This is a genomic window from Sphingomonas pruni NBRC 15498 (assembly GCF_001598455.1).
GTDB classification, from domain to species: Bacteria; Pseudomonadota; Alphaproteobacteria; order Sphingomonadales; family Sphingomonadaceae; genus Sphingomonas; species Sphingomonas pruni.
Window position 1 is genome coordinate 42,588 of the sequence record NZ_BCYZ01000009.1, and the last position, 23,682, is coordinate 66,269.

Genomic DNA, 23,682 nt, shown 5'->3' on the forward strand with positions numbered 1-23,682 from the left:
TGGAAACAACAAGCAAGCATCTTGCGATGCAGCGGGAGCAACGGCGCCAAAGCCGGCCTCGCAATTGCCCGGAGAGGGGAGGCTGATATGGCAGTTCTTATGAAACGTGGTCCCGCATCATGGCTGCAGCGCATGATGGTCACCACCGCGCTCACCACTGCCACTTTTGCAGGCGGCGCCGCTTTCGCGCAGACCAGCCCGACGCCGGCCAGCACGGCGCAAGCCGAGCCGGCTCAGGCTGCCACCGATAACAAGGCCGAGACGCAGGAAGGCGAAATCGTCGTCACTGCGTCGCGTACCGCCACCAATGGCCTCCAGGCACCGACGCCGACCCAGGTGGTCGGCGCCGAAGTGATCTCGAAGCAGGGTGCCACCACCGTCATGGAGGTGCTCAACCAGAATCCGGCGTTCAAGGCGACACGATCGCCAGGCGCCAACGCCACCAATACCTCGAGCCCCGCGCAGGCCACCGCCGATCTGCGCGCTCTGGGTGGCCAGCGCACGCTGGTGCTGGTCAATCAGTCGCGCGTCGTGCCCTTCGCGCCGGCCAGCAACCTCGGCGTGCCGACCACCACCGACCTCAACCTGTTCCCGACGCTGATGATCGAGCGCGTCGATGTCGTCACCGGCGGCGCCTCGGCGCTGTACGGTTCGGATGCCGTCTCGGGCGTCGTCAACATCGTCATGAAGAAGAAGTATCAGGGCGTCGAAGTCACCGCGCAGGCGGGTGTTTCCCAGCTAGGCGATTATGGCACTCGCCGCATCGGCTTCATCGCCGGTACCAGCTTCAATGGCGATCGGGGCCATATCGTCCTCAGCGGCGACTATTCGGACAATGACGGCGTCGGCGACATCTACACCCGCGACTGGGGTCGCGACGAATATATGATCGTCAGCAATGGCCAGCGGACGACTCCCGGCACGCCTGGCTTCGGCCAGCCGGCCTTCATCCTGGCCAAGAACGTCCATAATAATCTCGGCGCGGGCGGCGTCATCATCAGTTCCATTCCCGGGCTGACCAACATGACGTTCAATCCGGACGGTTCGATCCGTCCGTTCCAGCGGGGCTCGATCTCTGGCGGCTCGACGATGATCGGTGGCGAAGGCGGCTCGATCATCACCGGCACCGCGTTGGTTCCCAAGGTCGAGCGCGAGACCGCCTATGGCAGCATCTATTATGATTTTTCGGACTCGCTGACCGGCTATATCGAAGGAGGATATTCGCGCTCCGTCGGGATCCTCGATGGCGTTCCGATCCGCCTGTCCAGCCAGGTGATCCGTCGCGACAACCCCTTCATTCCGGCGCAGGTCCTCGCCTTGCTGCCGGCGACGACGCAAAGCTTCAACATCAGCCGGATCGGCATCGATATCGGCATCAATCGCTACGAAATCACCAACGAGACGCCGCACGGCACCGTCGGTTTGCAAGGTAAGCTCGGCGGGTCGTGGAAATGGGATGCGCACGCATCCTATGGCATCAATTACTATTCCTCTGCGACCTTTAACAACCCGGTCACCGCCAAGCTGGGCTACGCGATCGACGCGGTTCGCGACAGCTCCGGCAATATCGTCTGCCGCGGCGTTCGCGACGGCGTCGCCGCCGCCGCCGGTTGCCAGCCGCTCAACCTGTTCGGCGAGGGCAACACCACTGCGGCCGCGCGCAATTATATCTGGGGCGAAGGTCTCGCCAAGGTGAAGTACGACCAGTTCACCACCGCCGCCAACATCGTCGGCGAGCCCTTTTCGACCTGGGCGGGTCCGGTGTCCGTGGCGTTCGGCGGCGAATATCGCCGCGAAACCGAAAAGCTGACCGCCGATGCGGTGGGCGCCAACAACGGCTTCCTCACCGCAGGCAACGCGGTGCCCTATGCGGGCGCATTCAGCGTCAAGGAGGGTTATGCCGAGGCGACCGTCCCTCTGGCTAAGGGTCTGCCGGCCCTCCACAATCTGAGCGTCAACGGCGCCTTCCGCTACGCCGATTACAGCACCGTCGGCGGCCAGACCGCGTGGAAAGCGGGCGCGGTGTGGGAACCGGTCGACGGACTGATCTTCCGCGTCGCGCGCTCGCGCGACATCCGGGCGCCTGCGATCAACGAACTCTATAGCCCGGGCAGCAACGTCACCAACGCGGTGACGATGGTGGTCGACGGCGTCACCAAGAGCCCGGTGATCCCGCAGAACACCAGTATGGGCAATCCCAAGGTCGGGCCCGAATTCTCGAAGACCTTCACGGTCGGCGCGGCCTATCGCGGTCGCGGCGCGCTGCGCGGTCTCGGCTTCTCGGTCGACTATTACAATATCAAGATCGACGACGCGATCACCAACCTGTCGACGGCGAACATCGCATCGTTATGCAGTGCGGGCGAAGCCTATTTCTGCAACCTGTTCACCTATGGGCCCGATCTCTCCACTCCCAACCCGAACGATCGGATTCATACCGCGCTGAATGCGGGCTCGCTCAATGTCGGCGCCTTCGCTCAGAAGGGCATCGACATGACCCTGACCTACGGCACGTCGCTCGGTTTTCTGGGCTCGGGCGGCCGCGGCAGCATCGCCGCGAGCGGCACCTACGTCCTCCACGCGCTGGTCGATTCGGGCACCGGCGCCGCGCCGATCGATCGCGCCGGGGAGAATGGCTGGGCCAATCTCGGCGCGATCCCGCATTTCCGGGGCAATCTGTCGACGACCCTGGGCACCAATGCGTGGGAACTGACGCTGCAGACGATCTTCATCAGTAAGGGCGTCCAGGATGTGACCTACAATACGTTGCCGAGCAACACGATCAACGACAACAGGGTGCCGGCGGTTACCTATTTCAACCTGTTCGGAAAGATCTTCGCCGGAGAGAATAAGAAGTTCGAATTCTTCTGGGCGGTCAACAATCTGTTCGACAAGGATCCGCCGCCCACCCCGTATATTATCCTCAACGGCCCGGTGAACGGTCAATATTACGACAAGGTCGGCCGCGCCTTCATGTTCGGAGCGCGTGCGCGCTTCTGATCCGCCGCCGACAAACGAAAGGGCGCCCCACCCGAGGGGCGCCCTTTTTGCATTATGGGCAGAAAGGCTTTTCAGTGGGCGATATCGTGCGGGTGGTCCTGGTTCCGCAGGGTGCTCAGGATGCCGCCGATCGGCAGATCATGCTCGATCTGACGGTCGACGCCGGGGGCGCGGCGGTCGGCCCGTTTCCCGCCTTTGGCCGCATCGGCGATTTCAAACGGCCCGAGACGCTGTTTCCGTTCACGCTGATGGGCGACGGGCGGCTCGATTACGGCGCGCATGCCGGTCCTGCGCCGGCGGAGGACAAGCTAGCGATCCGCAATGCGGTGCTGACCCCCGGGGCCGAAATCCTGCGAACCGTCGGCGACCGCAGCGAGGCGTTCGTGATTGCGGCGGTGACGTCGCTCACTGCTTGACGCGACGGCTCAGCTGAAGTTGAGCTGGTCGCCGCCGCGGAACAGATTCTTGAGTTCGCGGAGCGTGCACAGCCAGCGCCCCTCGGTTTCGTCCCAGCGAAACGTCTCGGTCGCCTGGCTGATCCGGGTGGGCACGCGGCTTTCGAGCGGCGCCTCGCCATCGGCAGCCCATAGCAGCATGAACCATGTCGCGGTGGCACCGCCCTGGTCGTCGAATTCGGCGCGGAAATTGGTGAAGGCATGGATTGAGACGCGCGCGCCGCGGCCTTCGCGCCAACTGTAGAAACCCTGGATCGCCTCGCGTCCCTCGAGCTTGAGCCCGCCCGAGCGATAGACGGCCTCCGGGGCATAATAGTCGCTCGCCTGGCGGCCCCAATTATTGTCAACGTCATGCCAGAAATCGGCGAGGCCCATTTCGAGCTCGGCGGTGGCGATGGCGCGCTCGCGACGATTCATGGGATGTGGCTCCGTATGTCGAAATAAAGGTCGAGTGCAGTGGCGTCGATCGCCCGGCGGGTTGCCGCGTCGGGGACGAGGCGATGATACAAAGCCAGCGTGTCGGCATAGCTGGTATCCGCCTCATGGTTCACGAACGGCGCGTCGCTGCCCCATAACAGGCGCTCCGGTCCCGCTTCGGCGAGCAAGCGCGCGGCGCATTCGCTGGCAATGGCAGGTGGCAGGCGGAAGCCCGCCGAAATCTTGACCCAGGTCCGGCCACCGGCCACCGCGCGAAGCAGCGCGTCGGTGCCGGCGCGGCGCTCGCCCTCGTCGCGCGACGGGACGCCAAAATGATCGACCACCAGCGGCACGCCTGCGAGGTGCGGCAGTAGCGCCGGCAATTGCGCGCTGCCGGCGAGCAACTCGACATGCAGCCCGCAGTCGGTGATCCGATTCAGGAAGCCGCGCCATGGCTCGTTCGCCAGGTCGGGAAGATCGGCAAGCCGCCGCCAGGTCAGCCGCACCCCGACCACGCCTTGCTCGGCCAGTGCCCGCAACTGCTCGGCGCTGGTCTCCGGCGTGGCCAGCACCGTCGCGCGCAGCCGGGGATGCGCCGCCAGCGCCGCGAGCGTATAGGCGTTGTCGTCATCGAACAGACTGGCCGCCGCGATCACTCCGCGGCCGATGCCATGAGCGTCGAGATCGGCAAGCCACGCTTCGACCGGATAGTCATAGTCGGGCCGCGAATGCGCGTTCGCCGCGAACGGCATTCCCCGGGTAAAGACATGGGCATGGGCATCGACGGCCGGCACGGTCGTTTCAGCCGCGCCCGTGCCCGGCCGTGATCACCTGCGGCGCGTCCTTCAGGCTCATCAGCCAAAACGTGAACAGCCCCCCGCATATCAGCGGCACCCCGAGCATCGCGAAGATACCGATGGGGCCGAAGCCTTCGCTCAGCACGAACGTGCCGAACAACGGCGCCCAGATCGATACCACGCGGGCGGCGCCATAGGTCCAGCCGACGCCGGTAGCGCGGCTGCGCGTGGGATAGAGGGCAGTGGCCAGCGCCGGGATGCTGGCCTGGCTGCCATGCTGGCACATCCCCATGAAAGCGACCGCGACGTACATGCCAATGCCCGGGGCCAGCAGGCCGACCATCGTCGCGCCCAATCCCGCGAGCAGGAAGGCGCCGGTCATCACGCGTTTGAACCCCAATCGATCGATGAAGAAGCCGATCGTGAGCATGCCGATGAAGCCGGCGGCGGTGTTGATGCCGTTGATCAATGCCACCTGTTTGAGCGACAGTCCGATCACGTCCTTGAAGATCGTCGTCTTCCACACCCCCGCGGTGATGAACACGAAGCTCGAGATCGCGATTCCCCACATGAGGAATGTGCGCAGCAATTGGCCGCGCCCGAAAATATCGGAGAGCAGGATCGCGAGCGGTGGGCGGTCGGGCTTGGGCGCGACGGTGAGTATGACCTCGGCGTCGCCGGACACCGACGGCCGCATCCGCTTGGTCAGTGCGGAAATGGCGGGATCCTGCGGGTTGCGTGCGACCAGCGACCGCAGCGATTCGGGAAGGAAGAAATAGATCAAGGGAAGCATGATCGCGGGCAGCGCGACTGCAATCCAGAACGCGCCGCGCCAGCCGAACGGGGCCAGGACAAAGGCCTGCATCAGCGAGCCAAGCATCGCACCTATCATCGTGCCGCTGACCGTGATTGTGCTGACGGTCGCGCGCAGCCGCTTTGGTGCGGTCTCGGCGGCGAGCGTGACCAGGATCGGGATCATCGCGGTACCGCAAAAGCCGGCGGCAAAGCGGCAGATCGTGAAGGGCAGCAGCGACTTGGTGGTCAGGATCGCCAGCGCGCTGAGCATCATGCCGAGATAGCAGAACAGCAGCACGCGCGGCCGTCCGATGCGGTCGGCAAGCGGGGGAATGACGAATGCGCCGGCGAGCATGCCGACCTGTTGCGCGACCAGCGCCGAAGTGACTGCCGTCGTCGCGACGCCGAAATCCTTGGCGAGCACCGGCAGCACCCAGCCCACGACATACAATTCATAACCGTCGATCGCCGCCAGGGCCGTGCACAGGACCAGGACGATCAGGTGAAAGCGGTTGAATTTGAGCCCGTCCAGGAACGTATCCACGTCGATCGGCCGAGCGCCAGTGTCCGTCATGCAAACCCCTCCCGGTGCGGCGATCGGTTGAATACCCATCCTGCTCGCCAATCGGCTTTATCATATGTCGTTCGCTATGTACAAATGCTCAAGCGACGATATATGTCAGCTTGGCTTAGGAACGAGCGGACGTCTAGGCTGGTTTTTGGATAATCCGTCGAGGAGTGAAATGCCGGCTATGGCAACCGGGACAGCGCCTGCGTTCGACGTGATGGCCGATTGGGAACGCCTGCCGGCGGGCGTCTCGCATCGCGACGTGACCGGGGTCGCCGTCGATTCGCAGGATCGCGTCTATCTGTTCGTCCGCTTTCCGCATCGCGTGCTGGTCTATGAGCGCGACGGCAGCTTCGTCCGTAGCTGGGGCGACGATGTCTTCACCATGGCGCACGGTCTGACGATCGGCCCCGACGACCGGGTCTATTGCGTCGACAATGGCGATCACAGCATTCGCGTCTTCAGCCTCGAAGGCGAGCCGATCATGACCCTCGGCGTGCCCGGCCAGGCATCGGATACCGGCTACGATCCCAAGCCCCCTTACGAAGTCCATGCCTGCGAATGCATCGCCTATCCCGGGGGGCCGTTCAATCGCTGCTGCAACCTCGCGGTGGCGCCAAGCGGCGAGCTCTATGTCGCTGACGGCTATGGCAATTGCCGCGTCCATCGCTTCAGCGCTGCCGGCGAACTGATCCAGTCCTGGGGTGAGATCGGCACCGGTCCCGGTGAATTCCACCTGCCGCACGGCATCGGCTGCGACGCGGCCGGGCGCGTATTGGTCTGCGATCGCGAGAATGACCGTATCCAGGTCTTCACCGCCGACGGCGACTATCTCGAGCAATGGACAGACGTGCAGCGTCCGTGTGACATCGCAATCGACCGTGATGGCATCATCTATGTTGCCGAGCTGTGGCGGCCCAAGGGCAAGAAGAGCTTCGTCCTCGGCGAAATGCTGCAGGACCATCCCGGCCGCGTCACGATGCTCAGCCCCGAGGGCAGGGTCCTGGATCGCTGGGGCGGCTCGTCCGAGCATCGCCACGCGCCGGGCAATTTCATCGCGCCGCACGGTATCGCGGTCGATAGCCATGGCGACGTCTATGTCGCCGAAGTGCCCTACAGCTTTGCGATCCGCCCCGGCTGGATCCCCGAGGAACAGGGCGACCACCAGATCCAGAAATTCGTGCGCCGAACATAAGCCGGCGACACCCACTTAGGAGAAGACACGATGCGGCGTTCCACGGACCATATCCTGACGACTCATGGCGGGAATCTGCCCCGCCCGGCCGATCTCGACGCCCTGCTCGTCGATGCCGACGCCAATCAGGCCGAGATCGCGGTGCGCCTGCCCAAGGCGGTGCGCGAAGTCGTCGAGAAGCAGATCGAATGTGGCGTCGATATCATCAACGACGGCGAATATGTGAAGGCCGCCAACATGGGCAGCTACACCAGCTATATCCAGCAGAGGGTGACCGGCTGGGAATCGCTGCCGCGTGACCCTGCGGCGCCGTCCAAACGGGCTGGTCCCGGCGAGCGCGACCGCCGCGATTTCCCGGGCTTCTATGAATCCGGCCTGTGGTTCGCCGGCGCCGGCGGCCCGGTCCGCCCAGGCTTCATGACGCCCGGCAATGTTCCCAAGCGCCCGACCACCGAAAAGGTGTGCACGAGCGCGCTGACCTATATCGGTCAGGCCGAGATCGCGAAGGATATCGACGCGCTCAAGAAGGGGCTCGAGGGAAAGAGCGGTGTCGATGGCTTCATCGCCGCTCTCGGGCCGCTCAGCGCCGGCGCCGGCGCGCGCAACGCTTTCTATCGCGACGAGCGCGATTACATGATGGCGGTCGGCGCGGCGATGCGCGAGGAATATAAGGCGATCACCGATGCCGGGCTGATCGTCCAGATCGACGATCCCGAATTCGCGACGAGCTGGATGTTCTATCCCGATTGGTCGGTCGACCAGTATCGCGACTATCTGGAATTTGCGGTCGAGGTGATCAACCATGCGGTCGAGGGTCTGCCCGAGGAGCAGATCCGCTTCCACATGTGCTGGGGCAGCGGCCATCGCCCGCATGTTCACGACATCGAGTTCAAGAACATCGTCGACCTGATGCTCAAGATCAACGCGCAATGCTACACGTTCGAGGCGAGCAATGTCCGCCACGCGCACGAATGGCGCATCTGGGAGGACGTCAAGCTTCCCGCCGGCAAGATCATCTGCCCCGGCGTGGTCGGCCATATGACCGACCTGGTCGAGCATCCCGAGCTGGTGGCCGAACGGCTGGTCAATGTCGGTAAGCTCGTCGGCATGGAGAATATCCAGGGCGGGACCGATTGCGGCATCGGCTCGCGCGTTGGTCATCCCGAAGTGGTGTGGGCGAAACTGGCGGCGATGGCCGAAGGCGCGGCAATCGCCACCAAGAAGCTCAAGGGCTGAGCGTCATCACGATCTCGCGGGCGGCGCGGCGAAGTGCCGCGCCGACTCTGGACAGTTCCGGCACGATCGGACACTAAGGGCGGATGGGTAAAGCCGCTCGCACAACTACCGATCGACATCCGCCTTCGATCCTGCATCTGGTCAAACAGGTGCAGTATAAGGCGTATGTGCGGCTGGAATCGGTACTCAATCCGCTCGGCGTGACCGCCGTCCAGTTCCGAATTCTTACGACGCTCTCGACGCGGCCCAATATGTCTTCGGCCGAATTGTCGCGCCTCTACGACGTCAAGCCGCAGACGATGATCAAGCAGATCGCCTTGCTCGAATCCAAGGGGCTGATCGATCGCCGCGTCAGCAGCGCCAACAAACGCCTGCTCGAATTGAGCCTGACCGCGGCCGGCAAGGATGCGCTGAAGAAGCTCCAGAAGGACACCCGCGCGCTCGAAGCCGAATTGCTGACGCCGCTGGATGGCGATGAGTTGGAAATATTGCGCGGCTACCTCACCCGCCTGCTGGAGTCGCTCAGCGCCCCGAACGGGAATCACGGCGCGGATATCGAGGAGTTCACTCCCGAATATAGCCGGCCGGGAGTGCAGCGGCCCTAATCTCGACTGGCGTTCTTCGGTATTACCGAATAGCGTTCGTTCTATGCTGCAGTCGCTCGGCTATATCGGAGTCACCACGGCGCGGGTCGATGCCTGGGCGAGCTTCGCCGCGGACCTGCTCGGCATGCAGCTTGCCGATCGCGACGTGCGCGGTTTCGCCTTGCGTACCGACGATCGTGCGGGTCGCCTGTTCCTCGAAAGCGGCGCAGGCGAGGGCGTCAGCGCGATGGGCTGGGAAGTCGCCGATGGCGATGCCCTGGCGCGGCTGGCGACGCGACTATCCAATGCCGGCCATCCGGTCGTTCAAGGCACGCCGCTCGAGGCCGAGCAGCGCCGCGTCGCTGAGCTGCTCATCGCCCATGATCCCGCCGGCAACCGCCTCGAATTCTTCCACGGTCCCACCGTGGCGCCCTCCGCCTTCGTGCCCGGCCGCGCGCTCAGCGGCTTTCGCACGGGCGCGCTTGGACTCGGCCATGTCGTACTGACCGTCCGGTCGCTCGACGCGGTGCTGCCTTTCTATGTCGACCTGCTCGGCTTCCGGCTCAGCGATTATGCGCTGCGGCCGTTCAAGGCATTCTTCTTTCATCTCAACAGTCGTCATCACAGCTTCGCTGCTATCGAGACGGGCGTCGACGGCTTCCATCACCTGATGGTCGAGCTCGATTCGCTCGACGATGTCGGCCAGGCCTATGACCTCGCCCAGCTGGAGGAAGGGCGCATCGGCGTGACGCTCGGCCGTCACACCAACGATTTCATGACCAGCTTCTACGCCCGCACGCCGTCGGACTTCATGATCGAACTGGGCTGGGGCGGGCGCTCGATCGATCCCGCGACATGGCAGCCGTTCGAATGCGATTACGGCCCCAGCCTATGGGGCCACGAACGCTCATGGTTCGACGACGCCAAGCGCGCCGAAGCTCGCAAGCTCCGCCTCGACGCCGCCGCGGCCGGCCGCCGCGCGCCGGATTTCGTGCGCGGGGCGGCCTAGGGTCGCGGACTGGCGTCAGCCTTTCGCAGGCTTTTCTGCGGGCTTGGGAAGCGCGCCCATCCGCTCCGACACGGCCTCAGTCGATGCCAGCAGCATCTTGCTGAAGTCCTTGAGCCGAGTCTTGCTCATGAAGTCGGTGGGGCCGAGCAAAGTGATGGTCGCGGCGATCTTGCCGCTATGGTCGAAGATCGGCGCGGCGATGGCCGCGAAGTTGCGGTTGAGCATCCCGGCGCTCGACGAATAACCCTCGCGGCGGATTCGCTCACCGCTCTCCGCCAGCTCTTCCTTGGTCGGCGTGGGGATATCACCGCGGGTGGCGTCATAGGCGGCCTGCGCCGCCACCGCGCGAGCGACCTCAGCCTCCGGCAGATGGGCGAGGAACACCAGCCCGGTCGCGGACGTGGTCACCGGCAGGATATAGCCGAGCCGGATCAGGAACGCGCCTTGCAGCCTGCCGTCGGCCTTGGCGACGATGCACGGGCCGCGGTCGCCCCATAGCGACAGGTAGATCGCGCAGTCGGTCTTGTCGCGAAGCTCGGTCAGAGTCTCGGCGGCGAGCCCGACCACGTCGAGTTGGCGGATGGCGGCCAGCCCGAGCTGGATGGCGAAGGTGCCCAGCCCGTAATGGCCATTATGGGGGTCCTGATAGGCCATATTCTCGCGCACGAAGCTGACGAGATAGAGATGCACCTTGCTCGGCGGCATGCTGGCGCGCGCGGCAATCTCGCGCAGCGGCAGCGGCCCTTCGGCCATGCGCAGCACCCGCAGTACGCGGAACCCCACTTCAATCGACTGGACACGCCGGCGCGATTGTTCGGTGTCTGCCATGCGTTTGATTCCTCTCGTCACATTTCCCCGCTGCTCTCCTGCCGTCCAGCCGCCGATCTGTCCATTCGACAATGATCGGCAACGGGGCGGAGCGCGGTGACGAGAAGGCGATCAGCCGGCGGCGGGCGCGCCGTGCTTGCGCATATTCCATGCCTCGAGGACTCCATGCGCCTCGCTGGCAGCTTCCTCCAGAAAGCCCGGCGCCTCGGTTCGCGCCGCGACTTCGAGGCGCAGGCCGTTGGGGTCGAAGAAATAGATCGACCGTACGAACTCGTGATCGACCAAGGGCGTGGTCTTGACCCCATGTTCGGCAAGCCGCAGCCGCATCGCCTCGACATCGTCGACCGAATCGGTCTCGATCGCGAAATGCTGGACCCATTCGGGTGTGTTGGGAGACGGTGCCGGCTTCTCGTCGCCGCCCAGGTCGAAAAAGGCGATGTACGAGCCGTCGCCCAGCTGGAAGAAGAAGTGCACATAGGGCTGCTCCTCGCCCGTGCTCGGCACCTTTTCGGACATCATGCAATTGACCAGCGGCAGCCCCAGAATGTCCTCGTAGAAATGGCGCGTCTCCTCCGCATCGCGGCAGGGATAGGCGAAATGATACAGGCCCTTGAGTGGCGGCGCGTCGGTCATCCTTCTCTCCTCTTGCCTGCGACGTAGCAGGATCGAGCGCCAACTTTTGTCACCCCGCGGGGAGGACGCCCGCATGGTGGATCATCATGTCGATGAAGCGCTGCAGCGCCGGCGAGCGGTCGCTCTTGCGCCACACCAACAGCACCTCGAACTGGAGCCCGAGATCGCTGATCGGCACCAGCTGGATATTGTGCGCCGGCGACGACTGGCTCGACGCCGTCACGAAGCCGACGCCCATGCCCACCGCGACCAGGCTCAGCAGGATCGAATTCGTCGTGCATTCCTGGACGATGCGCGGCGTGCTGCCGCTCTCGACGCAGGCCGTCATCAACCGGTCGTAATAGCCGGGTGCAGTCAGCCGTGCCGGGCCGAGCGCGGGCTCCTCGGCGATCTCGGCCATCGTTACCGAGGCTCGACCGGCCAGCCGGTGGCTTTCGTGCACGGCCAGCATCGTCTCGCCATGGCCGAGGCAGATGCGGTCGAGCACCTCATAGTCGCGCTCTTCGAGATGCGCGTCGTAGATCAGCCCGACGTCGAGCGTGCCTTCCTTGAGCGCGGCAATCTGGTTCACCGATCCCATCGACTTGAGATCGAGCGCCACCGACGGCTCGCTCTCGCGGAAATTGCGCAGCCCGTGCGAGATGAAGTCGTGCGCCGCGATGATCTCGCTGAGCCCGACGCGGATCGTGCCGAGATGGCCGCTGCCCAACCGCTGCGCACGATCGACGGCGCGGTCGACCTGCGACAAGATCTCCTCGACGTCGCCCAGGAAGACGCGACCGGCGCTCGACAGGCGCACTCCTCGCGGCAACCGCTCGAACAGCTCGATGCCGAGCTCGGCCTCAAGGTCGCGGATCTGCCGCGTCAGCGCCGGCTGCGCGACCCTCAACGCGATCGCGGCACGGCCGAAATGCTGCTCGCGGCCGATCGCGCGGAAATAGCGAAGATGGCGTAGCTCCATCCCATTTCCATACCTTCCGGGCATCAAAGCCTCAAGTACAAAGAATTGGACGTATCAGTCGCCGGGCAACACTCTGAAGCTCACAAAGAAGAGACGAGTGGAGAGCGATGCAGCCCCAAGGCCTTGAAGAACTGAGCTTCGGCACTGTGTCGGCACTCGACGTGCTGGGCACCGAGCTCGAAATCTTCGAGGCTGGGGACGGTCCGCCGCTTCTGTTCCTGCATGGGCTCGACGGGATCGAGGGGGCCGCGCCGCTTCAGCGCGAACTGGCGAAGCATTTCACCGTCTACGCGCCTTCGCATCCTGGTTTCGGAGCGTCCGCCGGCTCGCCGCGGATCGACCGCGTCGACGACCTCGGCTATTTCTATCTCGACCTGCTCGACCAGCTCGGGCTCGACCGGCCGGTCATCGTCGGCACGTCGTTCGGCGCCTGGGTGGCCGCGGAAATGCTGACCAAGGAGCCGGGCCGCGCCGCGCAGCTCGTGTTGGTTTCTCCGCTCGGCCTGCCGACCGCCAATCGCCGCGAGCAATATGTTGCCGACATATTCATGCTGTCGCGCCAGGAGCTCGGCAAACGCATGCAGGTCGGCGAGCCCGCGCTCGGCAGCGACATGAAGACGCTGGCGACGCTGCCGGAACACCGTCTGCGCCGGCTGATGCGCAATGACGAGGCAGCGAGCCACTTCGGCTGGACCCCGTACATGTCGAACAAGAAGCTCGGGTACCGCACGCACCGCATCGCCAGCCCGACTCTCGTCATTTGGGGCGAGGCGGACGGCATCGTCAGCGCCAAATATCGCGACGACTGGCGCAAGGCGCTGCCCCAGGCGGACGTCGAGTCCTTCGAAGACGCCGGACACCGTGTCCACGCCGACCAGCCTGCCAAGCTCGCCGCCCGCATCGCCGCTTTAGCTGGCCGCTGAACGACCGCTCGGAGACAAAGATGAAGATCTGGCAATTCAGCGAACAGGCCTATCACCCCGCCTTTCAGAAGCCGGGCGCGATGCGCGTGACGTTGCCGCAGCGCGAATGCGATCCGGTCGAGGCCGGGCAGCTGCTCAACCGCTATCTCGACGAATATATGCTCGCCGACGAGGTCGGGCTCAACATCATGGTCAACGAGCATCACGCCGCCGCGACCTGCATGTCGACGTCGTGCATGACGACGCTGGCGATCCTCGCGCGCCAGACCAGCAACGCGCGCCTGCTTGCCTTGGGCATCCCGCTCGCCAACCGCTCCAACCCGCTGCGCGTCGCCGAAGAGATCGCGATGGTCGATTGCCTGTCGGGCGGGCGGCTCGAAGTCGGACTGGTCAAGGGCGCGGCATATGAATTGTTCATGTCGAACCGCCAGCCGACCGGCTTCATGGACCGCTTCTGGGAAGCGCATGACCTGATCTTGGAGGCGCTTTCCAACACCGGCGATAATTTCTCCTGGGAAGGCGAGCACTTTCATTACCGTACGGCGAGCCTGTGGCCGCGCCCGATCCAGCAGCCGCATCCTCCCATCTGGATGACCGCGTCGAGCGCGAGCAGCGCCAGCGAATATGGCAAGCGCGGCTATACCTGCGCGACTTTCCTGTCTGGAGCCGTCGCCCGCTCGGTATTCAGCGGCTACCGCGCGGCGTATCTGGCCGCGCACGGCGTGCAGCCCGACCAGGACAGACTCGCCTATCTCGCGCTGGTTTCCTGCGCCGGCGACCGCGCCACCGCCTTCGCCCGCGCCGAGAAGATGAAGAGCTACTTCACGACCGCTGCCCGGCTCGATCCGCAGTTCCGCAATCCGCTCGGCTTCAATCCGGTCGAGGCGAATATCCGCATGCTCCAGGCCGGCGCCAATGCGATGCGCCCGCGCCTGCGCAACGGCGAGGCGCTGCCGGTCGATGGCACGATCGAGCAATATATGGAGGCGGGCCTGTTCTTCGTCGGCACTCCTGACGAAGTCTACGAGCAATTGGTGACGTTTCACGAGGAAACGGGCGGCTTCGGCAATCTGCTCATGATGGCGCAGGCCGGCGAACTCGACCACCAGGAGACGGTCGACAACTTGACGCTGATGGGCCGCGAAGTCGCGCCGCGGCTTGCCGAACTGGCGACCCGGACGGTCGAGGTGCGGTATGAGGCCGTTGCCTGAACCCGCCCTCGCGGACGGCATAGACCGCTACGTCGCGCTAGTCCGCGCGACGCCGCCGGCTGCCAGCATCGAAACCACGCGGCTGGTCGGCGACCTCACAGGCCGGCGTTACGCCGAGGACCATGCGCCGCAAGTCGCGCGCTTCGACACCTTTATCGCCGCACCTGGGCGCGAGATCGCGTTGCGCATTTTCGATCCGGGCGGGGAGGGGTTGCGGCCGGCGATCTGCTATTTCCACGGCGGGGGTTTTGCGTTCGGCAGCGTCGAGAGCTTCGACATCGTCGGCGCGGCGCTGGCCGAAGCGACCGGCGCGGTCGTCGCCAGCGTCCAGTATCGCCGCCTGCCCGAAACCGACTATGCCGGAGCGCAAGCCGATTGCGATGCGGCGTTCGCCTGGCTCGGCCGTCAGGCCGAAGCGCTCTCGGTGGATCCGGCACGGATCGCAGTGGCCGGGGACAGCGCCGGCGCGCTGTTGGCGCTGGCATGCGGCGCCACCGCGCGCCCGATCTGCCAGCTTCTCTTCTACGGCACGTTCGCGATGAATCCGGAAGCGCCCGCCTATTGCAACACGCTCGATCCGCTGCTGACCGCCGATCGCGTCCGCCAATATATCGCATTGTTTGCTCGCTGCGGCGGCCTCGATGCCAACCCCGCGCCGGTCGATCGCCGCGACCTTGGCGCGCTTCCGCCGACGCACATCGTCGCGGCCGAACATGATCCGCTCTGCCCCGAAGCAGTCGCGTTTGCCGCGCGGCTCGAAGAGGCCGGCGTGCCGACGACGCTTCGTATCGCCCCGGGCATGATCCACGGTTTCCTGCGCGCGGTCGGCGTCTCGGCCGCGGCGCGCGCCGAACTCGTCGCCGCAGCCGAGGCGATCCGCCCGTTGCTGTCGGCGCCAGCACCTATCGAAATGAGGAAGGCCATCGCGTGAACAAAGACGAGTCCTACGACCGCGGCCGCGCGATGCGCTTCGACATGTTCGGCGAGCCCGGCGTGCGCAGCCTCGACAATGCCGACGACTTCAACGAGCCGCTACAGGATCTGGTGACGCGGTTGTGCTTCGGCGACGTGTGGAGCCGCCCGGGGCTCGACCGCAAGACCCGCTCGATGCTGACGATTGCGATCCTGATCGGTCAGTCGCGGCCAGACCAGCTGCGCAACCATATCAATGGCGCGCTCGCCAACGGCGTCACTAAGGACGAGATCAGGGAGATCCTGCTCCACGCGACGCTCTATGTCGGCCTGCCCGCCGGAACGGACAGCTGGCGTCATGCGCGCGAAGTCCTGCAGGAAAACGATGTCTATTGAGCTGATCGCGCCGGCGGCCGATCGGCTGCACAATGCGATCTCCTCGACCGAGGAGATCATCGAAGCCGCACGTAACGGCCTGCCCTACATTCTCGTCGATGCCGAGGATCGCGAGAATGAAGGCGACGTCATCATCCCGGCGCAGTTCGCGACGCCTGCTCAGATCAACTTCATGGCTCGCCATGCGCGCGGGCTGATCTGCCTGGCGATGACCGAGGAACGGGCGCGAGAATTGCGCCTGCCGCCGATGGTGACGGAGAACAATTCCGGCCATGGCACCGCCTTCACCGTCTCGATCGAGGCGCGCGATGGCGTCACCACCGGCATTTCGGCGTACGACCGGGCGCATACCGTGGCGGTGGCGATCGATCCCTCCAAAGGCTGCGACGATATCGTCTCGCCCGGCCATGTCTTCCCGTTGGTCGCGCGCGGCGGCGGGGTGCTGGTCCGTACCGGCCATACCGAGGCGGCGGTCGACGTGTCGCGGCTGGCCGGCCTGATTCCGGCGGGCGTGATCTGCGAAGTGCTGAACGAAGACGGGACGATGGCGCGGCTGCCCGATCTGGTCGAGTTTTCGCGCGAGCACGATATTCCGATCGGCACGATCGCCGACCTGATCAGCTATCGCCGCCGCACCGAACGCTGCGTCGAACGCGTCCATGAGGAAGCGTTCGAGACCGTCTATGGCGAAGGCTTTCGCCTGTCGGTGTTCCGCAACACGATCGACAATGTCGAGCATGTCGCTTTGTCGCGCGGGCGCATTACCCCGGACGTGCCGACTTTGGTGCGCATGCACCGTCTCGACTTCGTCTCGGACATGCTCGGGCCGCCGACCGACCGCCGCGAATATGTCTCGCGCGCACTGGCGCGGATCGGCGCGCAGGACGGCCCCGGCGTGATCGTCTTCATCCGCGACCCGTCGGTCAGCGCGATATCGGAGCGGCGCAGCAGTCCGGGGCCGACGCGCGATCAGCGCATCCGCGATTACGGCGTCGGGGCGCAGATCCTCCTCGATCTGGGCGTCAAGGATCTGATCTTGCTGTCGGACAGCGAAGCGAAGCTCTCGGGTATCGAAGGCTACGGATTGCGCATCATGGGCAGGGAAGGGCTGGGTGCCGATGAGTGAAGTGCAAATGCCCGAGCTGGACATCGCCCGCGAGAGCGTCGCCGAGCAACTCAAGAAAGGCCTGCGCCGGCTAGGCAAGGCCGTGGTGGTCATCACCGCCTGGCATGAAGGCAGGCGCTGGGCGATGACCGCTACCGCGGTTAGCGAATTGAGCATGGACCCGCCGTCGCTATTGGTCTGCGTCAACAAGAGCGCGAGCCTGCATGGGCCGCTGACCGCCGGCGCGCCTTTCTGCGTCAACATCCTCCATGCCGACCAGCTCGCCGTGTCGCAGACCTGCGCGGGCCAGCTGAAGGGCGAAGAGCGGTTCGCCGAGGGCCGCTGGGGCTCGGGGGCATGCGGTTCGCCGCACCTGTGCGACGCGCAGGCCAGCTTCTTCTGCGAATATGAGACGCATATCGAATATGGCACCCACGCCGTGGTGATCGGCGCGGTCAAGGAGGTGTATATCTCGGGCGACGTCGATCCGCTGATCTATCTCGACGGCGGCTATGCCCGCGCAACGCGATTGTCCGCCTGAGCGATGGACGACACCCAGGCCCTTCTCGAGCAGATCGAGCATAGCTGCCGGCGGCTCAAGATGGCGCAGTCGACCTTCGGCCGGCTGGCGGTCAACGACGGCAAGCTCGTGCAACGGCTGCAGCAGGGCGGACGGGTGACGGTGCAGACTGTCGAGCGCGTTCATCGCTTCATCGAGGAGCAGGACGGCACCTCCGCCAGCGCGCTGCGTTCGGGCATCAAGGGGCTGCGCGCCGAAATGCGGCCCGAGCATAATTTCCGCTTCTACGACAATCGTCAGAAGTATCTCGCCTTCGTCAACACCACCAATGAGAAGCAGATCATCGCGGATCGTGCGGTGCATGAATTGTCTGACACGCAACCGGTCCCGCCGGCGATCCGGTTGTTCGACGGAGGTGCCGGCGACGGCACCGCGTTGGCGCGGATGCTCCGCGGGCTGCACCGGCGCCATCCCTGGGTGCCGTTCTACGTGGTGGCCAAGGAGATCAGCATGGAGAATATTCGGCTGACGCTCGAGAAGATGCCCGACCGGCTGCGCGAGCATCCCGGCACCGTGCTGGTGCTGACCAACCTCAAATATGGTGAAGCGCCCACACTGCAGCCCGAGACGCCGGCGGGGGCAAGCGCGATGGTGTGGCACGAAGTCGCGCTCGATGGCACGTCGGCGGGGCAATTCGAGGAACAGGTCCAGCAGCTCGATCCGTTCCTCGCCAAGCATTGGCAGGCAAGCATCGCGCCGAGCGGCAACCCTATGTACAAGACGCCGACGGTGCTTGTCCTGTATCGCAAAGACCATCACTTCATGCTCGACCCGATCATTCCGCGGCGCGGCTACGCGCAGGCGGACTTCGATTTCGTCTTGCTGTCGCAGCCCTATCGCGCACACGCACCGCTCGAGTTCAAGAGCTCGCGCGTCGTCACGCCGCTCGTCCGGGCACTGCGTCCCAACGGCAAGTTGATGGGCGTGCACAGCCACGGCAACGATCCCGGACTGGAGATCATCCGCGCGATCTGGCCGGACGAGGACCCGTTCGATACCGGCCGCGAGGACATCATGCAGGCGGTGCGCGAGGACCTGGGCGCGGCCGCGCGCGACTATCATTTCCATTCGCTGTCGGACGAAGAAGCGCTGTTCCGCTACCACATCCGCACGCTTCCGACCGAGATCGACGCCCATACCCCGATCGGCAGCTCGACCCTGTTCGCCGCCTGGAACGCGGCCAGCTATGTCGCGCAGATCGAGGATGGCCGCTTCGCCAAGGCGCTGTCGAACGACCAGTATCTCGAAGCGACGCGCGAGGCCCTGCAGCGCCACCAGGGCCTGTGGTTCAACGACGAGATCTATCTCATCTCGCGGCGTTCGCGGTTGAACTGATCTTACGCCCCTCTCTTGCCGAGGCGGGGAATCAGTCGGCCAGGAACGCCTTCAAATCCGCTTGCGGCCGTGCCCCGAAATGGCCGATCGCTTCGCCGGCCGCCGCGCAGCCCAGCCGCCCGCATTCGGCCAGCGGCAGTCCGCGACTTAAGCCGTACAGCACGCCCGCCGCGTAGAGGTCGCCGGCGCCGGTGGTGTCGACCACCGTCGCCACCCGCGAGGCGGGCACTTCGACCATACCGTCCGCATCGATCAGCAGCGCCCCGGCCGGGCCGCGCGTCACCGTCACCAGTTCGACGTGCTGCGCGGCGATCTTCGCTGCCTCGACTATGTCGTCGACGCCGTAGAGCGCCCGGATCTCGTCCTCATTGGCGAACAATATATCGATATGGCCGTCGACCAGTTCGAGGAATGCGTCCTTGTGGCGGTGGACGCAGAAGCTGTCGGACATGGTCAGCGCGACCTTGCGTCCGGCGGCGTGCGCCAGCGACGCGGCCTTGCGGAAGGCGGCCTTGGCGGGGGGCTCATCGAACAGATAGCCTTCGAGATAGAGGATCCCCGCCGAGGCGACGAGGGCTTCGTCGATATCGTCCTCATCGAGCCCGGTGCAGGCGCCGAGAAACGTGTTCATCGTCCGCTCGGCATCGGGCGTGACCAGCACGAGGCAGCGCGCGGTGGCGGGGCCGGTGGTGGTCGCCGGTGTATCGAAGGCGACGCCGATCGCGCGCAAATCGTGACGGTAGATATCGCCGAGCGCGTCGTCGCGGACCTTGCCGATGAACGCGCCGCGGCCGCCGAACGCCGCCACGCCGGCAATGGTATTACCGCCCGACCCGCCCGAGATTTCCATGCCGGGACCCATCGCAGCGTAGATTCGCTCGGCGCTGTCTTCGTCGATCAGGGTCATGCCGCCCTTGGCCATGCCTTCCCGGATGAGGAAATCGTCGCTGGCATGGGCAATGACATCGACGATGGCATTGCCGATGGCGAGGACGTCGTAACGGACGGGTTGCATGCCTGCTTGTCTCCGTGTCGAGGATGAGGAATGCGCGAAAGGCGCTGGATAATGATGGTAGACGTTATATAAAGACGAACAGCATTCAACAAGATGCATGTTGATGGAGAAGATGAGATGAGCGAGGGCGACGGTGCCACCTGCCCGTTTTGCGGAGCGGCGTGGAGCGAGGACATGCTCGCCCAGCTCGATCGCTTCACAATGCCTTCGGGTTGTGCCTGTTGCGGTGGGGCGCCGGGCGCGCACGCCACCGCCGCCCCGCTGCCGACCGAGGACATTTGCTGCGCCGCGTGCGGCCGCGCAATCTACCGCGGCTTTAAAGCACAACAGGAATCGCAATCGTGAAGAGCGCCGACTTCGACATCATCGATGCCCAGATTCACCAGCCCGCACCCGCAGTGCCGTTCGGCGACGACGTGCCCGACGCGGTCAAACTGGCGATTAACGTCGAGCTGGCGCGCGAGGCGATGGACAGCGTCGGGGTCGATGCCACTCTGGTGGTCGCGGCGCTGCCCTATATCGACGCGTGCGTAACGCGCTATCCTGGACGCTTCATCGGCGTCGAGACGTTCATGGCCGGGAACGCCGAACTGGGCGCGGCGGTGGAGCGGGCAAAAGGCGACGGCCGCGTCATCGCCGGCCGGCTGCTCGTCACCGATTTCCGCACCACCGAACTCTCCGAGGCTTTCACCAGCGGCGCGATGGATGCCGGGTTTGCGGCCGCGGCCAGGGTCGGCCTGCCGCTGTTCCTGTCGACCCACGGCCAGGCCGCGGCAATGCGGCCGCTGATCGAGCGCCATCCCGACCTGAAGGTGATCATCGACCATGTCGGGGTCAGCCAGCACCCGGTGTCGCCGGCGCGCGACGATCCCTGGGATCGGCTCGACGGGCTGCTCGGCCTTGCCGATCTCCCGAACGTTTCGGTCAAATTGTGCGGGCTGCCGTTGCTGTCGCGCCAAGCCTATCCGTTCGCCGATGTCTGGCCCAATCTGCGCCGCGTCATCGCGGCGTTCGGGGTCGATCGGCTGATGTGGGCGAGCGACTATACGCGCCTGCGCATGGCCGAAGCCGGCGGGCCGAACCGCAATCGCGGCTGCCTGTACAGCGAGAGCCGCGACATGCTGCTCCACAGCGACGAACTCGACCGCGATGCCAAGGCGGCGATCTTCGGCGGCACCGTAAAGCGCGTGCTCGGCTGGCAACCGCCAGTCTAGATATGCAAGTCAGTGCCCGACGGTGCGGGTCGCCGGGTCGAGCGGCTTGAGCGTCAGCAGCATCCAGATCACCACCCCGGCCAGGGCCAGTGGCGCGGCGAGCAGGAAGAAATAGCCGATCGCCCCCCAATGAAAATGCAGCGCGAGCATGCCGTACCAGGGCCCGACGATCGAGGCGGCGCGCCCGGCGCCATAGGCCCAGCCGACCCCGGTAGCGCGGTTGCGCGTCGGGTAGAGTGTCGAGGCAATCGAGGCCAATCCGGCATGCGCGGCATGCTGTGCCAACGCATTAAGCGCCAGCGCGACGAACATTCCCCAGCCCGGTGCGAACAAACCCATGCCGATCGCGGCAGCGGCGGCGACGATGAAATAGGTCGGCACGATCGCCTTGAAGCCGAACTTGTCGATCATCAGTCCGATCGTCAGCATACCCGTCGCGCCGAATGCCGTACCGATCGCCGTGGTGATGCCCACCTGGCTCCAGTTGAGCCCGATGGCGTCGTGGAACACAGTTGTCTTCCACAGCGCGGCGCTGATGAAGCCGAAGCTGCTGACGAAGCTCAGCCACAACAGAATCGTCGGCAGCGCCAGCCCGGGTTTGAACAGATCGCGCACCAGCGACGCACTGCTCGGACGCTTCTCACGCACCTCGCGCTGCGACAGGATCACCGCTTCGCCTTCGCCCTCGGGCATCAAGGCCAGCACCATCGCGCGCAATCGGGGATCGTCGGGATTGCGCGCCGCCAGGAATTTGGGCGATTCGGGCAGCAGGAAATAGATCACCGGCACCAGCAACAGCGGCATCGCCGTGCCGATCCAGAACGCGACGTGCCAGCCATAGGGCTCGAGCAGGAACGCCTGCATCGCCGATCCGAGCAAGGCGCCCGGCATCGCGCCGGCAAGCACCACCGTTACTATTGTCGAGCGCTGCCGCGCGGGCGCGAGTTCGGAGGCCAACGCGACCATGTTGGCGATCACCGAACTGGCGAACATGCCGGTGAGCAACCGGCAGATCGCCAGTGCCCAGATGCTGTCGGTAAAGATCGTCACGAAGCACGTCGCGGCGACGCCGCCCAGGCACAGCACCAGCAACGTCCGCCGCCCGATCTGGTCCGCGAACGGCGCGATCAGGAAGGCGCCCAACACCATCCCGACCTGCTGCATCGACAGCACCCAGGTCAGCGAAGTCCGCGCCACCCCGAACTGGTCCGAAATCTTGGGAAGGACCCAGCTCAGCACGCCGAGGTCGAACCCGTCGACGAGCATCGCCAGCGCCCCGATCAGCATCACTTTTACGTGGAACGGGCGGAACTTTACGCCATCGAGAAACGTGTCGATGTCAACGGTCGGCCGGGCCAATGCGCGATCCTCTCCTGGTGATTGCGTGCCCGCTCGAACGGGTCGGCATTTCGCGCCATAAGAATATAAGCCTGGCTGTCTGTCAACGCCGCAAATCGTTTCCAATTATCAGCGACGCTGGTATAAGTGAGGCTGTCATGTGCGCCCGAAAGACCTGAAGTCGAGGGCGGGGAGAGGAAAGCAACAATGCCCATCGAACGACTCGATCCGCGATTGGACGCCATCGTCGGCCCGGATGCGGATTGGGAAGAGCTCGGTCGCGGCTTCGGCGGGCCGACCGGGCCTGCCGAAGGGCCGGTCTGGATCGCGGAGGGCGGCTATCTGCTGTTCAGCGACATCCACAACAGCCTGCGCATGCGCTGGCACCCCGAAGACGGTATCACCGTCGACAAGCACGACACCAAGAATGGCAACGGCCAGACCCGCGACCAGGCAGGCCGGCTGATCGTCTGCCACCATTTCAGCCGCTGCGTCGATCGCGAGCATGCCGACGGCACCGTCACCATGGTCGCCGACAATTATCGCGGCATGAAGCTCAACCGGCCCAACGACGTCGTCGTCAAATCGGACGGCGCGATCTATTTCACCGATCCGCCACCCAAGGTGCCGTTTACCCCGCCGGAACATCCCCCGGAAATCGATTGCGCCGGCGTCTATCGCGTCTCGCCCGATGGCGAGCGTCTCAACATGGTCGTGCGCGACCTGATCAATCCCAACGGGCTGTGTTTTTCGCCCGACGAGAAGATCCTCTACGTCAACGACAGCAACCAGCATCGCAAGCTGATCATGGCGTATGATGTCGAGGCCGACGGCATGCTCGATCTCGGCAGCGCTCGCTTGTTCTGCGACATGCGCGCCGACACCCGCATGGGCGGGCCCGACGGCATGAAGGTCGACGTCGAAGGCAATGTCTATTGCACCGGCCCGGGCGGCATCTGGATTCTGAGCCCAGCCGGCAAGCATCTCGGCACGATCGCCATGGAGGGGCGCACGTCCAACATGAATTGGGGCGATAGCGACTGGCGCACGCTCTATTTCACCGGCGCGCGCTCGCTCCACCGCATCCGGCTCCTGATCCCCGGCATCCCGGTGCCGCGTGGCACGCTGGCGGGCGCCGGCTAGAGTTCGTTTCGACAACCGATCCGGCGAAGCTG

Annotated in this window: 24 protein-coding genes; 16 read left to right on the plus strand and 8 right to left on the minus strand. The window is 65.0% G+C overall.

Annotated features, from left to right (window positions below):
• The first annotated feature begins 87 nt into the window (after positions 1 to 87).
• On the plus strand, positions 88 to 3,000 hold the full coding sequence (locus SPR01S_RS04255) for a TonB-dependent receptor plug domain-containing protein (protein ID WP_245661864.1): 2,913 nt from the start codon (positions 88 to 90) through the stop codon (positions 2,998 to 3,000).
• A gap of 74 nt (positions 3,001 to 3,074) precedes the next feature.
• A complete protein-coding gene (locus tag SPR01S_RS04260; protein WP_066585412.1) occupies positions 3,075 to 3,416 on the plus strand; it encodes a hypothetical protein in 342 nt (113 codons plus the stop codon).
• A gap of 9 nt (positions 3,417 to 3,425) precedes the next feature.
• Here the strand turns inward: SPR01S_RS04260 and SPR01S_RS04265 are convergent, their stop codons facing one another.
• Genes SPR01S_RS04265 through SPR01S_RS04275 form a run of 3 tightly spaced genes read right to left on the minus strand, consistent with a single transcriptional unit; the run spans position 3,426 to position 6,038 of the window.
• A complete protein-coding gene (locus SPR01S_RS04265) occupies positions 3,426 to 3,872 on the minus strand; it encodes a hypothetical protein (protein WP_066585414.1) in 447 nt (148 codons plus the stop codon).
• Positions 3,869 to 4,666, minus strand: coding sequence for an amidohydrolase family protein (locus SPR01S_RS04270; protein ID WP_157081933.1), 798 nt, complete (start codon positions 4,664 to 4,666; stop codon positions 3,869 to 3,871). Before SPR01S_RS04270 ends, SPR01S_RS04265 begins: the two co-directional genes overlap by 4 nt.
• Before the next feature lie 7 nt (positions 4,667 to 4,673).
• Positions 4,674 to 6,038 (minus strand): MFS transporter, encoded by a 1,365-nt coding sequence (locus SPR01S_RS04275; RefSeq protein ID WP_066585419.1) that lies wholly within the window; start codon positions 6,036 to 6,038, stop codon positions 4,674 to 4,676.
• A 169-nt stretch (positions 6,039 to 6,207) separates the two neighbouring features.
• Between SPR01S_RS04275 and SPR01S_RS04280 the strand changes: the two genes are divergently transcribed.
• The 4 genes from SPR01S_RS04280 to SPR01S_RS04295 all read left to right on the plus strand — a co-directional run bounded on the left by SPR01S_RS04280 (position 6,208) and on the right by SPR01S_RS04295 (position 10,056).
• Positions 6,208 to 7,227 (plus strand): peptidyl-alpha-hydroxyglycine alpha-amidating lyase family protein, encoded by a 1,020-nt coding sequence (locus tag SPR01S_RS04280; protein WP_218016697.1) that lies wholly within the window; start codon positions 6,208 to 6,210, stop codon positions 7,225 to 7,227.
• A 30-nt stretch (positions 7,228 to 7,257) separates the two neighbouring features.
• The gene (locus tag SPR01S_RS04285) at positions 7,258 to 8,463 is read left to right on the plus strand and encodes a hypothetical protein (protein WP_066585424.1); all 1,206 of its coding nucleotides are present in this window, start codon (positions 7,258 to 7,260) and stop codon (positions 8,461 to 8,463) included.
• Positions 8,464 to 8,546: 83 nt separating this feature from the next.
• Positions 8,547 to 9,068, plus strand: coding sequence for a MarR family winged helix-turn-helix transcriptional regulator (locus SPR01S_RS04290; protein WP_066585426.1), 522 nt, complete (start codon positions 8,547 to 8,549; stop codon positions 9,066 to 9,068).
• A 43-nt stretch (positions 9,069 to 9,111) separates the two neighbouring features.
• A complete protein-coding gene (locus SPR01S_RS04295) occupies positions 9,112 to 10,056 on the plus strand; it encodes a VOC family protein (RefSeq protein WP_066585435.1) in 945 nt (314 codons plus the stop codon).
• Between the two features lie 15 nt (positions 10,057 to 10,071).
• On the opposite strand, the gene SPR01S_RS04300 is transcribed toward SPR01S_RS04295, so the two are convergent.
• The 3 genes from SPR01S_RS04300 to SPR01S_RS04310 form a co-directional block, all read right to left on the minus strand.
• Complete coding sequence (locus tag SPR01S_RS04300) at positions 10,072 to 10,884, minus strand: IclR family transcriptional regulator (RefSeq protein ID WP_218016698.1); 813 nt, start codon at positions 10,882 to 10,884, stop codon at positions 10,072 to 10,074.
• A 111-nt stretch (positions 10,885 to 10,995) separates the two neighbouring features.
• Positions 10,996 to 11,517, minus strand: coding sequence for a VOC family protein (locus SPR01S_RS04305; protein ID WP_066585437.1), 522 nt, complete (start codon positions 11,515 to 11,517; stop codon positions 10,996 to 10,998).
• A gap of 49 nt (positions 11,518 to 11,566) precedes the next feature.
• The gene (locus SPR01S_RS04310; protein WP_066585439.1) at positions 11,567 to 12,478 is read right to left on the minus strand and encodes a LysR family transcriptional regulator; all 912 of its coding nucleotides are present in this window, start codon (positions 12,476 to 12,478) and stop codon (positions 11,567 to 11,569) included.
• Positions 12,479 to 12,585: 107 nt separating this feature from the next.
• Here SPR01S_RS04310 and SPR01S_RS04315 point away from each other — a divergent pair, with 107 nt between their 5' ends.
• The 7 genes from SPR01S_RS04315 to SPR01S_RS04345 are packed head-to-tail and all read left to right on the plus strand — an operon-like array spanning position 12,586 to position 18,940.
• Complete coding sequence (locus SPR01S_RS04315; protein ID WP_066585441.1) at positions 12,586 to 13,401, plus strand: alpha/beta fold hydrolase; 816 nt, start codon at positions 12,586 to 12,588, stop codon at positions 13,399 to 13,401.
• Between the two features lie 20 nt (positions 13,402 to 13,421).
• Positions 13,422 to 14,612 carry an LLM class flavin-dependent oxidoreductase gene (locus SPR01S_RS04320; RefSeq protein ID WP_066585445.1) on the plus strand — a complete coding sequence of 397 codons (1,191 nt, stop codon included), beginning with the start codon at positions 13,422 to 13,424 and terminating at the stop codon, positions 14,610 to 14,612.
• Positions 14,605 to 15,543 (plus strand): alpha/beta hydrolase, encoded by a 939-nt coding sequence (locus SPR01S_RS04325; RefSeq protein ID WP_169803373.1) that lies wholly within the window; start codon positions 14,605 to 14,607, stop codon positions 15,541 to 15,543. The genes SPR01S_RS04320 and SPR01S_RS04325 overlap by 8 nt, the downstream gene beginning before the upstream one ends.
• Positions 15,540 to 15,920 (plus strand): carboxymuconolactone decarboxylase family protein, encoded by a 381-nt coding sequence (locus SPR01S_RS04330; protein ID WP_218016700.1) that lies wholly within the window; start codon positions 15,540 to 15,542, stop codon positions 15,918 to 15,920. The genes SPR01S_RS04325 and SPR01S_RS04330 overlap by 4 nt, the downstream gene beginning before the upstream one ends.
• On the plus strand, positions 15,910 to 17,046 hold the full coding sequence (gene ribB, locus SPR01S_RS04335) for a 3,4-dihydroxy-2-butanone-4-phosphate synthase (protein WP_066585450.1): 1,137 nt from the start codon (positions 15,910 to 15,912) through the stop codon (positions 17,044 to 17,046). The genes SPR01S_RS04330 and ribB overlap by 11 nt, the downstream gene beginning before the upstream one ends.
• A gap of 7 nt (positions 17,047 to 17,053) precedes the next feature.
• Positions 17,054 to 17,566, plus strand: coding sequence for a flavin reductase family protein (locus SPR01S_RS04340; RefSeq protein WP_066585554.1), 513 nt, complete (start codon positions 17,054 to 17,056; stop codon positions 17,564 to 17,566).
• 3 nt (positions 17,567 to 17,569) lie between these two features.
• Positions 17,570 to 18,940 carry a hypothetical protein gene (locus SPR01S_RS04345; protein ID WP_066585454.1) on the plus strand — a complete coding sequence of 457 codons (1,371 nt, stop codon included), beginning with the start codon at positions 17,570 to 17,572 and terminating at the stop codon, positions 18,938 to 18,940.
• A gap of 31 nt (positions 18,941 to 18,971) precedes the next feature.
• On the opposite strand, the gene SPR01S_RS04350 is transcribed toward SPR01S_RS04345, so the two are convergent.
• Positions 18,972 to 19,955: an adenosine kinase gene (locus SPR01S_RS04350; RefSeq protein WP_066585457.1), complete on the minus strand. Its 984-nt coding sequence runs from the start codon at positions 19,953 to 19,955 to the stop codon at positions 18,972 to 18,974.
• A 117-nt stretch (positions 19,956 to 20,072) separates the two neighbouring features.
• Between SPR01S_RS04350 and SPR01S_RS04355 the strand changes: the two genes are divergently transcribed.
• Positions 20,073 to 20,300, plus strand: a complete 228-nt coding sequence (locus SPR01S_RS04355; RefSeq protein ID WP_066585460.1) for a hypothetical protein — start codon at positions 20,073 to 20,075, stop codon at positions 20,298 to 20,300.
• Positions 20,297 to 21,169, plus strand: a complete 873-nt coding sequence (locus SPR01S_RS04360) for an amidohydrolase family protein (RefSeq protein ID WP_066585463.1) — start codon at positions 20,297 to 20,299, stop codon at positions 21,167 to 21,169. The genes SPR01S_RS04355 and SPR01S_RS04360 overlap by 4 nt, the downstream gene beginning before the upstream one ends.
• 9 nt (positions 21,170 to 21,178) lie before the next feature.
• Here the strand turns inward: SPR01S_RS04360 and SPR01S_RS04365 are convergent, their stop codons facing one another.
• A complete protein-coding gene (locus SPR01S_RS04365) occupies positions 21,179 to 22,528 on the minus strand; it encodes an MFS transporter (RefSeq protein ID WP_066585465.1) in 1,350 nt (449 codons plus the stop codon).
• A gap of 186 nt (positions 22,529 to 22,714) precedes the next feature.
• Here SPR01S_RS04365 and SPR01S_RS04370 point away from each other — a divergent pair, with 186 nt between their 5' ends.
• Entirely contained in the window at positions 22,715 to 23,650 is a 936-nt protein-coding gene (locus tag SPR01S_RS04370) for an SMP-30/gluconolactonase/LRE family protein (protein ID WP_066585467.1), read from the plus strand.
• Positions 23,651 to 23,682 lie beyond the last annotated feature (32 nt).

Coding starts and splice junctions, on each gene's coding strand:
- SPR01S_RS04255 (WP_245661864.1), top strand. CDS start 88: ATGGCAGTTCTTATGAAACGTGGTCCCGCATCATGGCTGCAGCGCATG.
- SPR01S_RS04265 (WP_066585414.1), bottom strand. CDS start 3,872: ATGAATCGTCGCGAGCGCGCCATCGCCACCGCCGAGCTCGAAATGGGC.
- SPR01S_RS04275 (WP_066585419.1), bottom strand. CDS start 6,038: ATGACGGACACTGGCGCTCGGCCGATCGACGTGGATACGTTCCTGGAC.
- SPR01S_RS04280 (WP_218016697.1), top strand. CDS start 6,208: ATGCCGGCTATGGCAACCGGGACAGCGCCTGCGTTCGACGTGATGGCC.
- SPR01S_RS04285 (WP_066585424.1), top strand. CDS start 7,258: ATGCGGCGTTCCACGGACCATATCCTGACGACTCATGGCGGGAATCTG.
- SPR01S_RS04290 (WP_066585426.1), top strand. CDS start 8,547: ATGGGTAAAGCCGCTCGCACAACTACCGATCGACATCCGCCTTCGATC.
- SPR01S_RS04295 (WP_066585435.1), top strand. CDS start 9,112: ATGCTGCAGTCGCTCGGCTATATCGGAGTCACCACGGCGCGGGTCGAT.
- SPR01S_RS04300 (WP_218016698.1), bottom strand. CDS start 10,884: ATGGCAGACACCGAACAATCGCGCCGGCGTGTCCAGTCGATTGAAGTG.
- SPR01S_RS04305 (WP_066585437.1), bottom strand. CDS start 11,517: ATGACCGACGCGCCGCCACTCAAGGGCCTGTATCATTTCGCCTATCCC.
- SPR01S_RS04310 (WP_066585439.1), bottom strand. CDS start 12,478: ATGGAGCTACGCCATCTTCGCTATTTCCGCGCGATCGGCCGCGAGCAG.
- SPR01S_RS04315 (WP_066585441.1), top strand. CDS start 12,586: ATGCAGCCCCAAGGCCTTGAAGAACTGAGCTTCGGCACTGTGTCGGCA.
- SPR01S_RS04320 (WP_066585445.1), top strand. CDS start 13,422: ATGAAGATCTGGCAATTCAGCGAACAGGCCTATCACCCCGCCTTTCAG.
- ribB (WP_066585450.1), top strand. CDS start 15,910: ATGTCTATTGAGCTGATCGCGCCGGCGGCCGATCGGCTGCACAATGCG.
- SPR01S_RS04340 (WP_066585554.1), top strand. CDS start 17,054: ATGCCCGAGCTGGACATCGCCCGCGAGAGCGTCGCCGAGCAACTCAAG.
- SPR01S_RS04345 (WP_066585454.1), top strand. CDS start 17,570: ATGGACGACACCCAGGCCCTTCTCGAGCAGATCGAGCATAGCTGCCGG.
- SPR01S_RS04350 (WP_066585457.1), bottom strand. CDS start 19,955: ATGCAACCCGTCCGTTACGACGTCCTCGCCATCGGCAATGCCATCGTC.
- SPR01S_RS04355 (WP_066585460.1), top strand. CDS start 20,073: ATGAGCGAGGGCGACGGTGCCACCTGCCCGTTTTGCGGAGCGGCGTGG.
- SPR01S_RS04370 (WP_066585467.1), top strand. CDS start 22,715: ATGCCCATCGAACGACTCGATCCGCGATTGGACGCCATCGTCGGCCCG.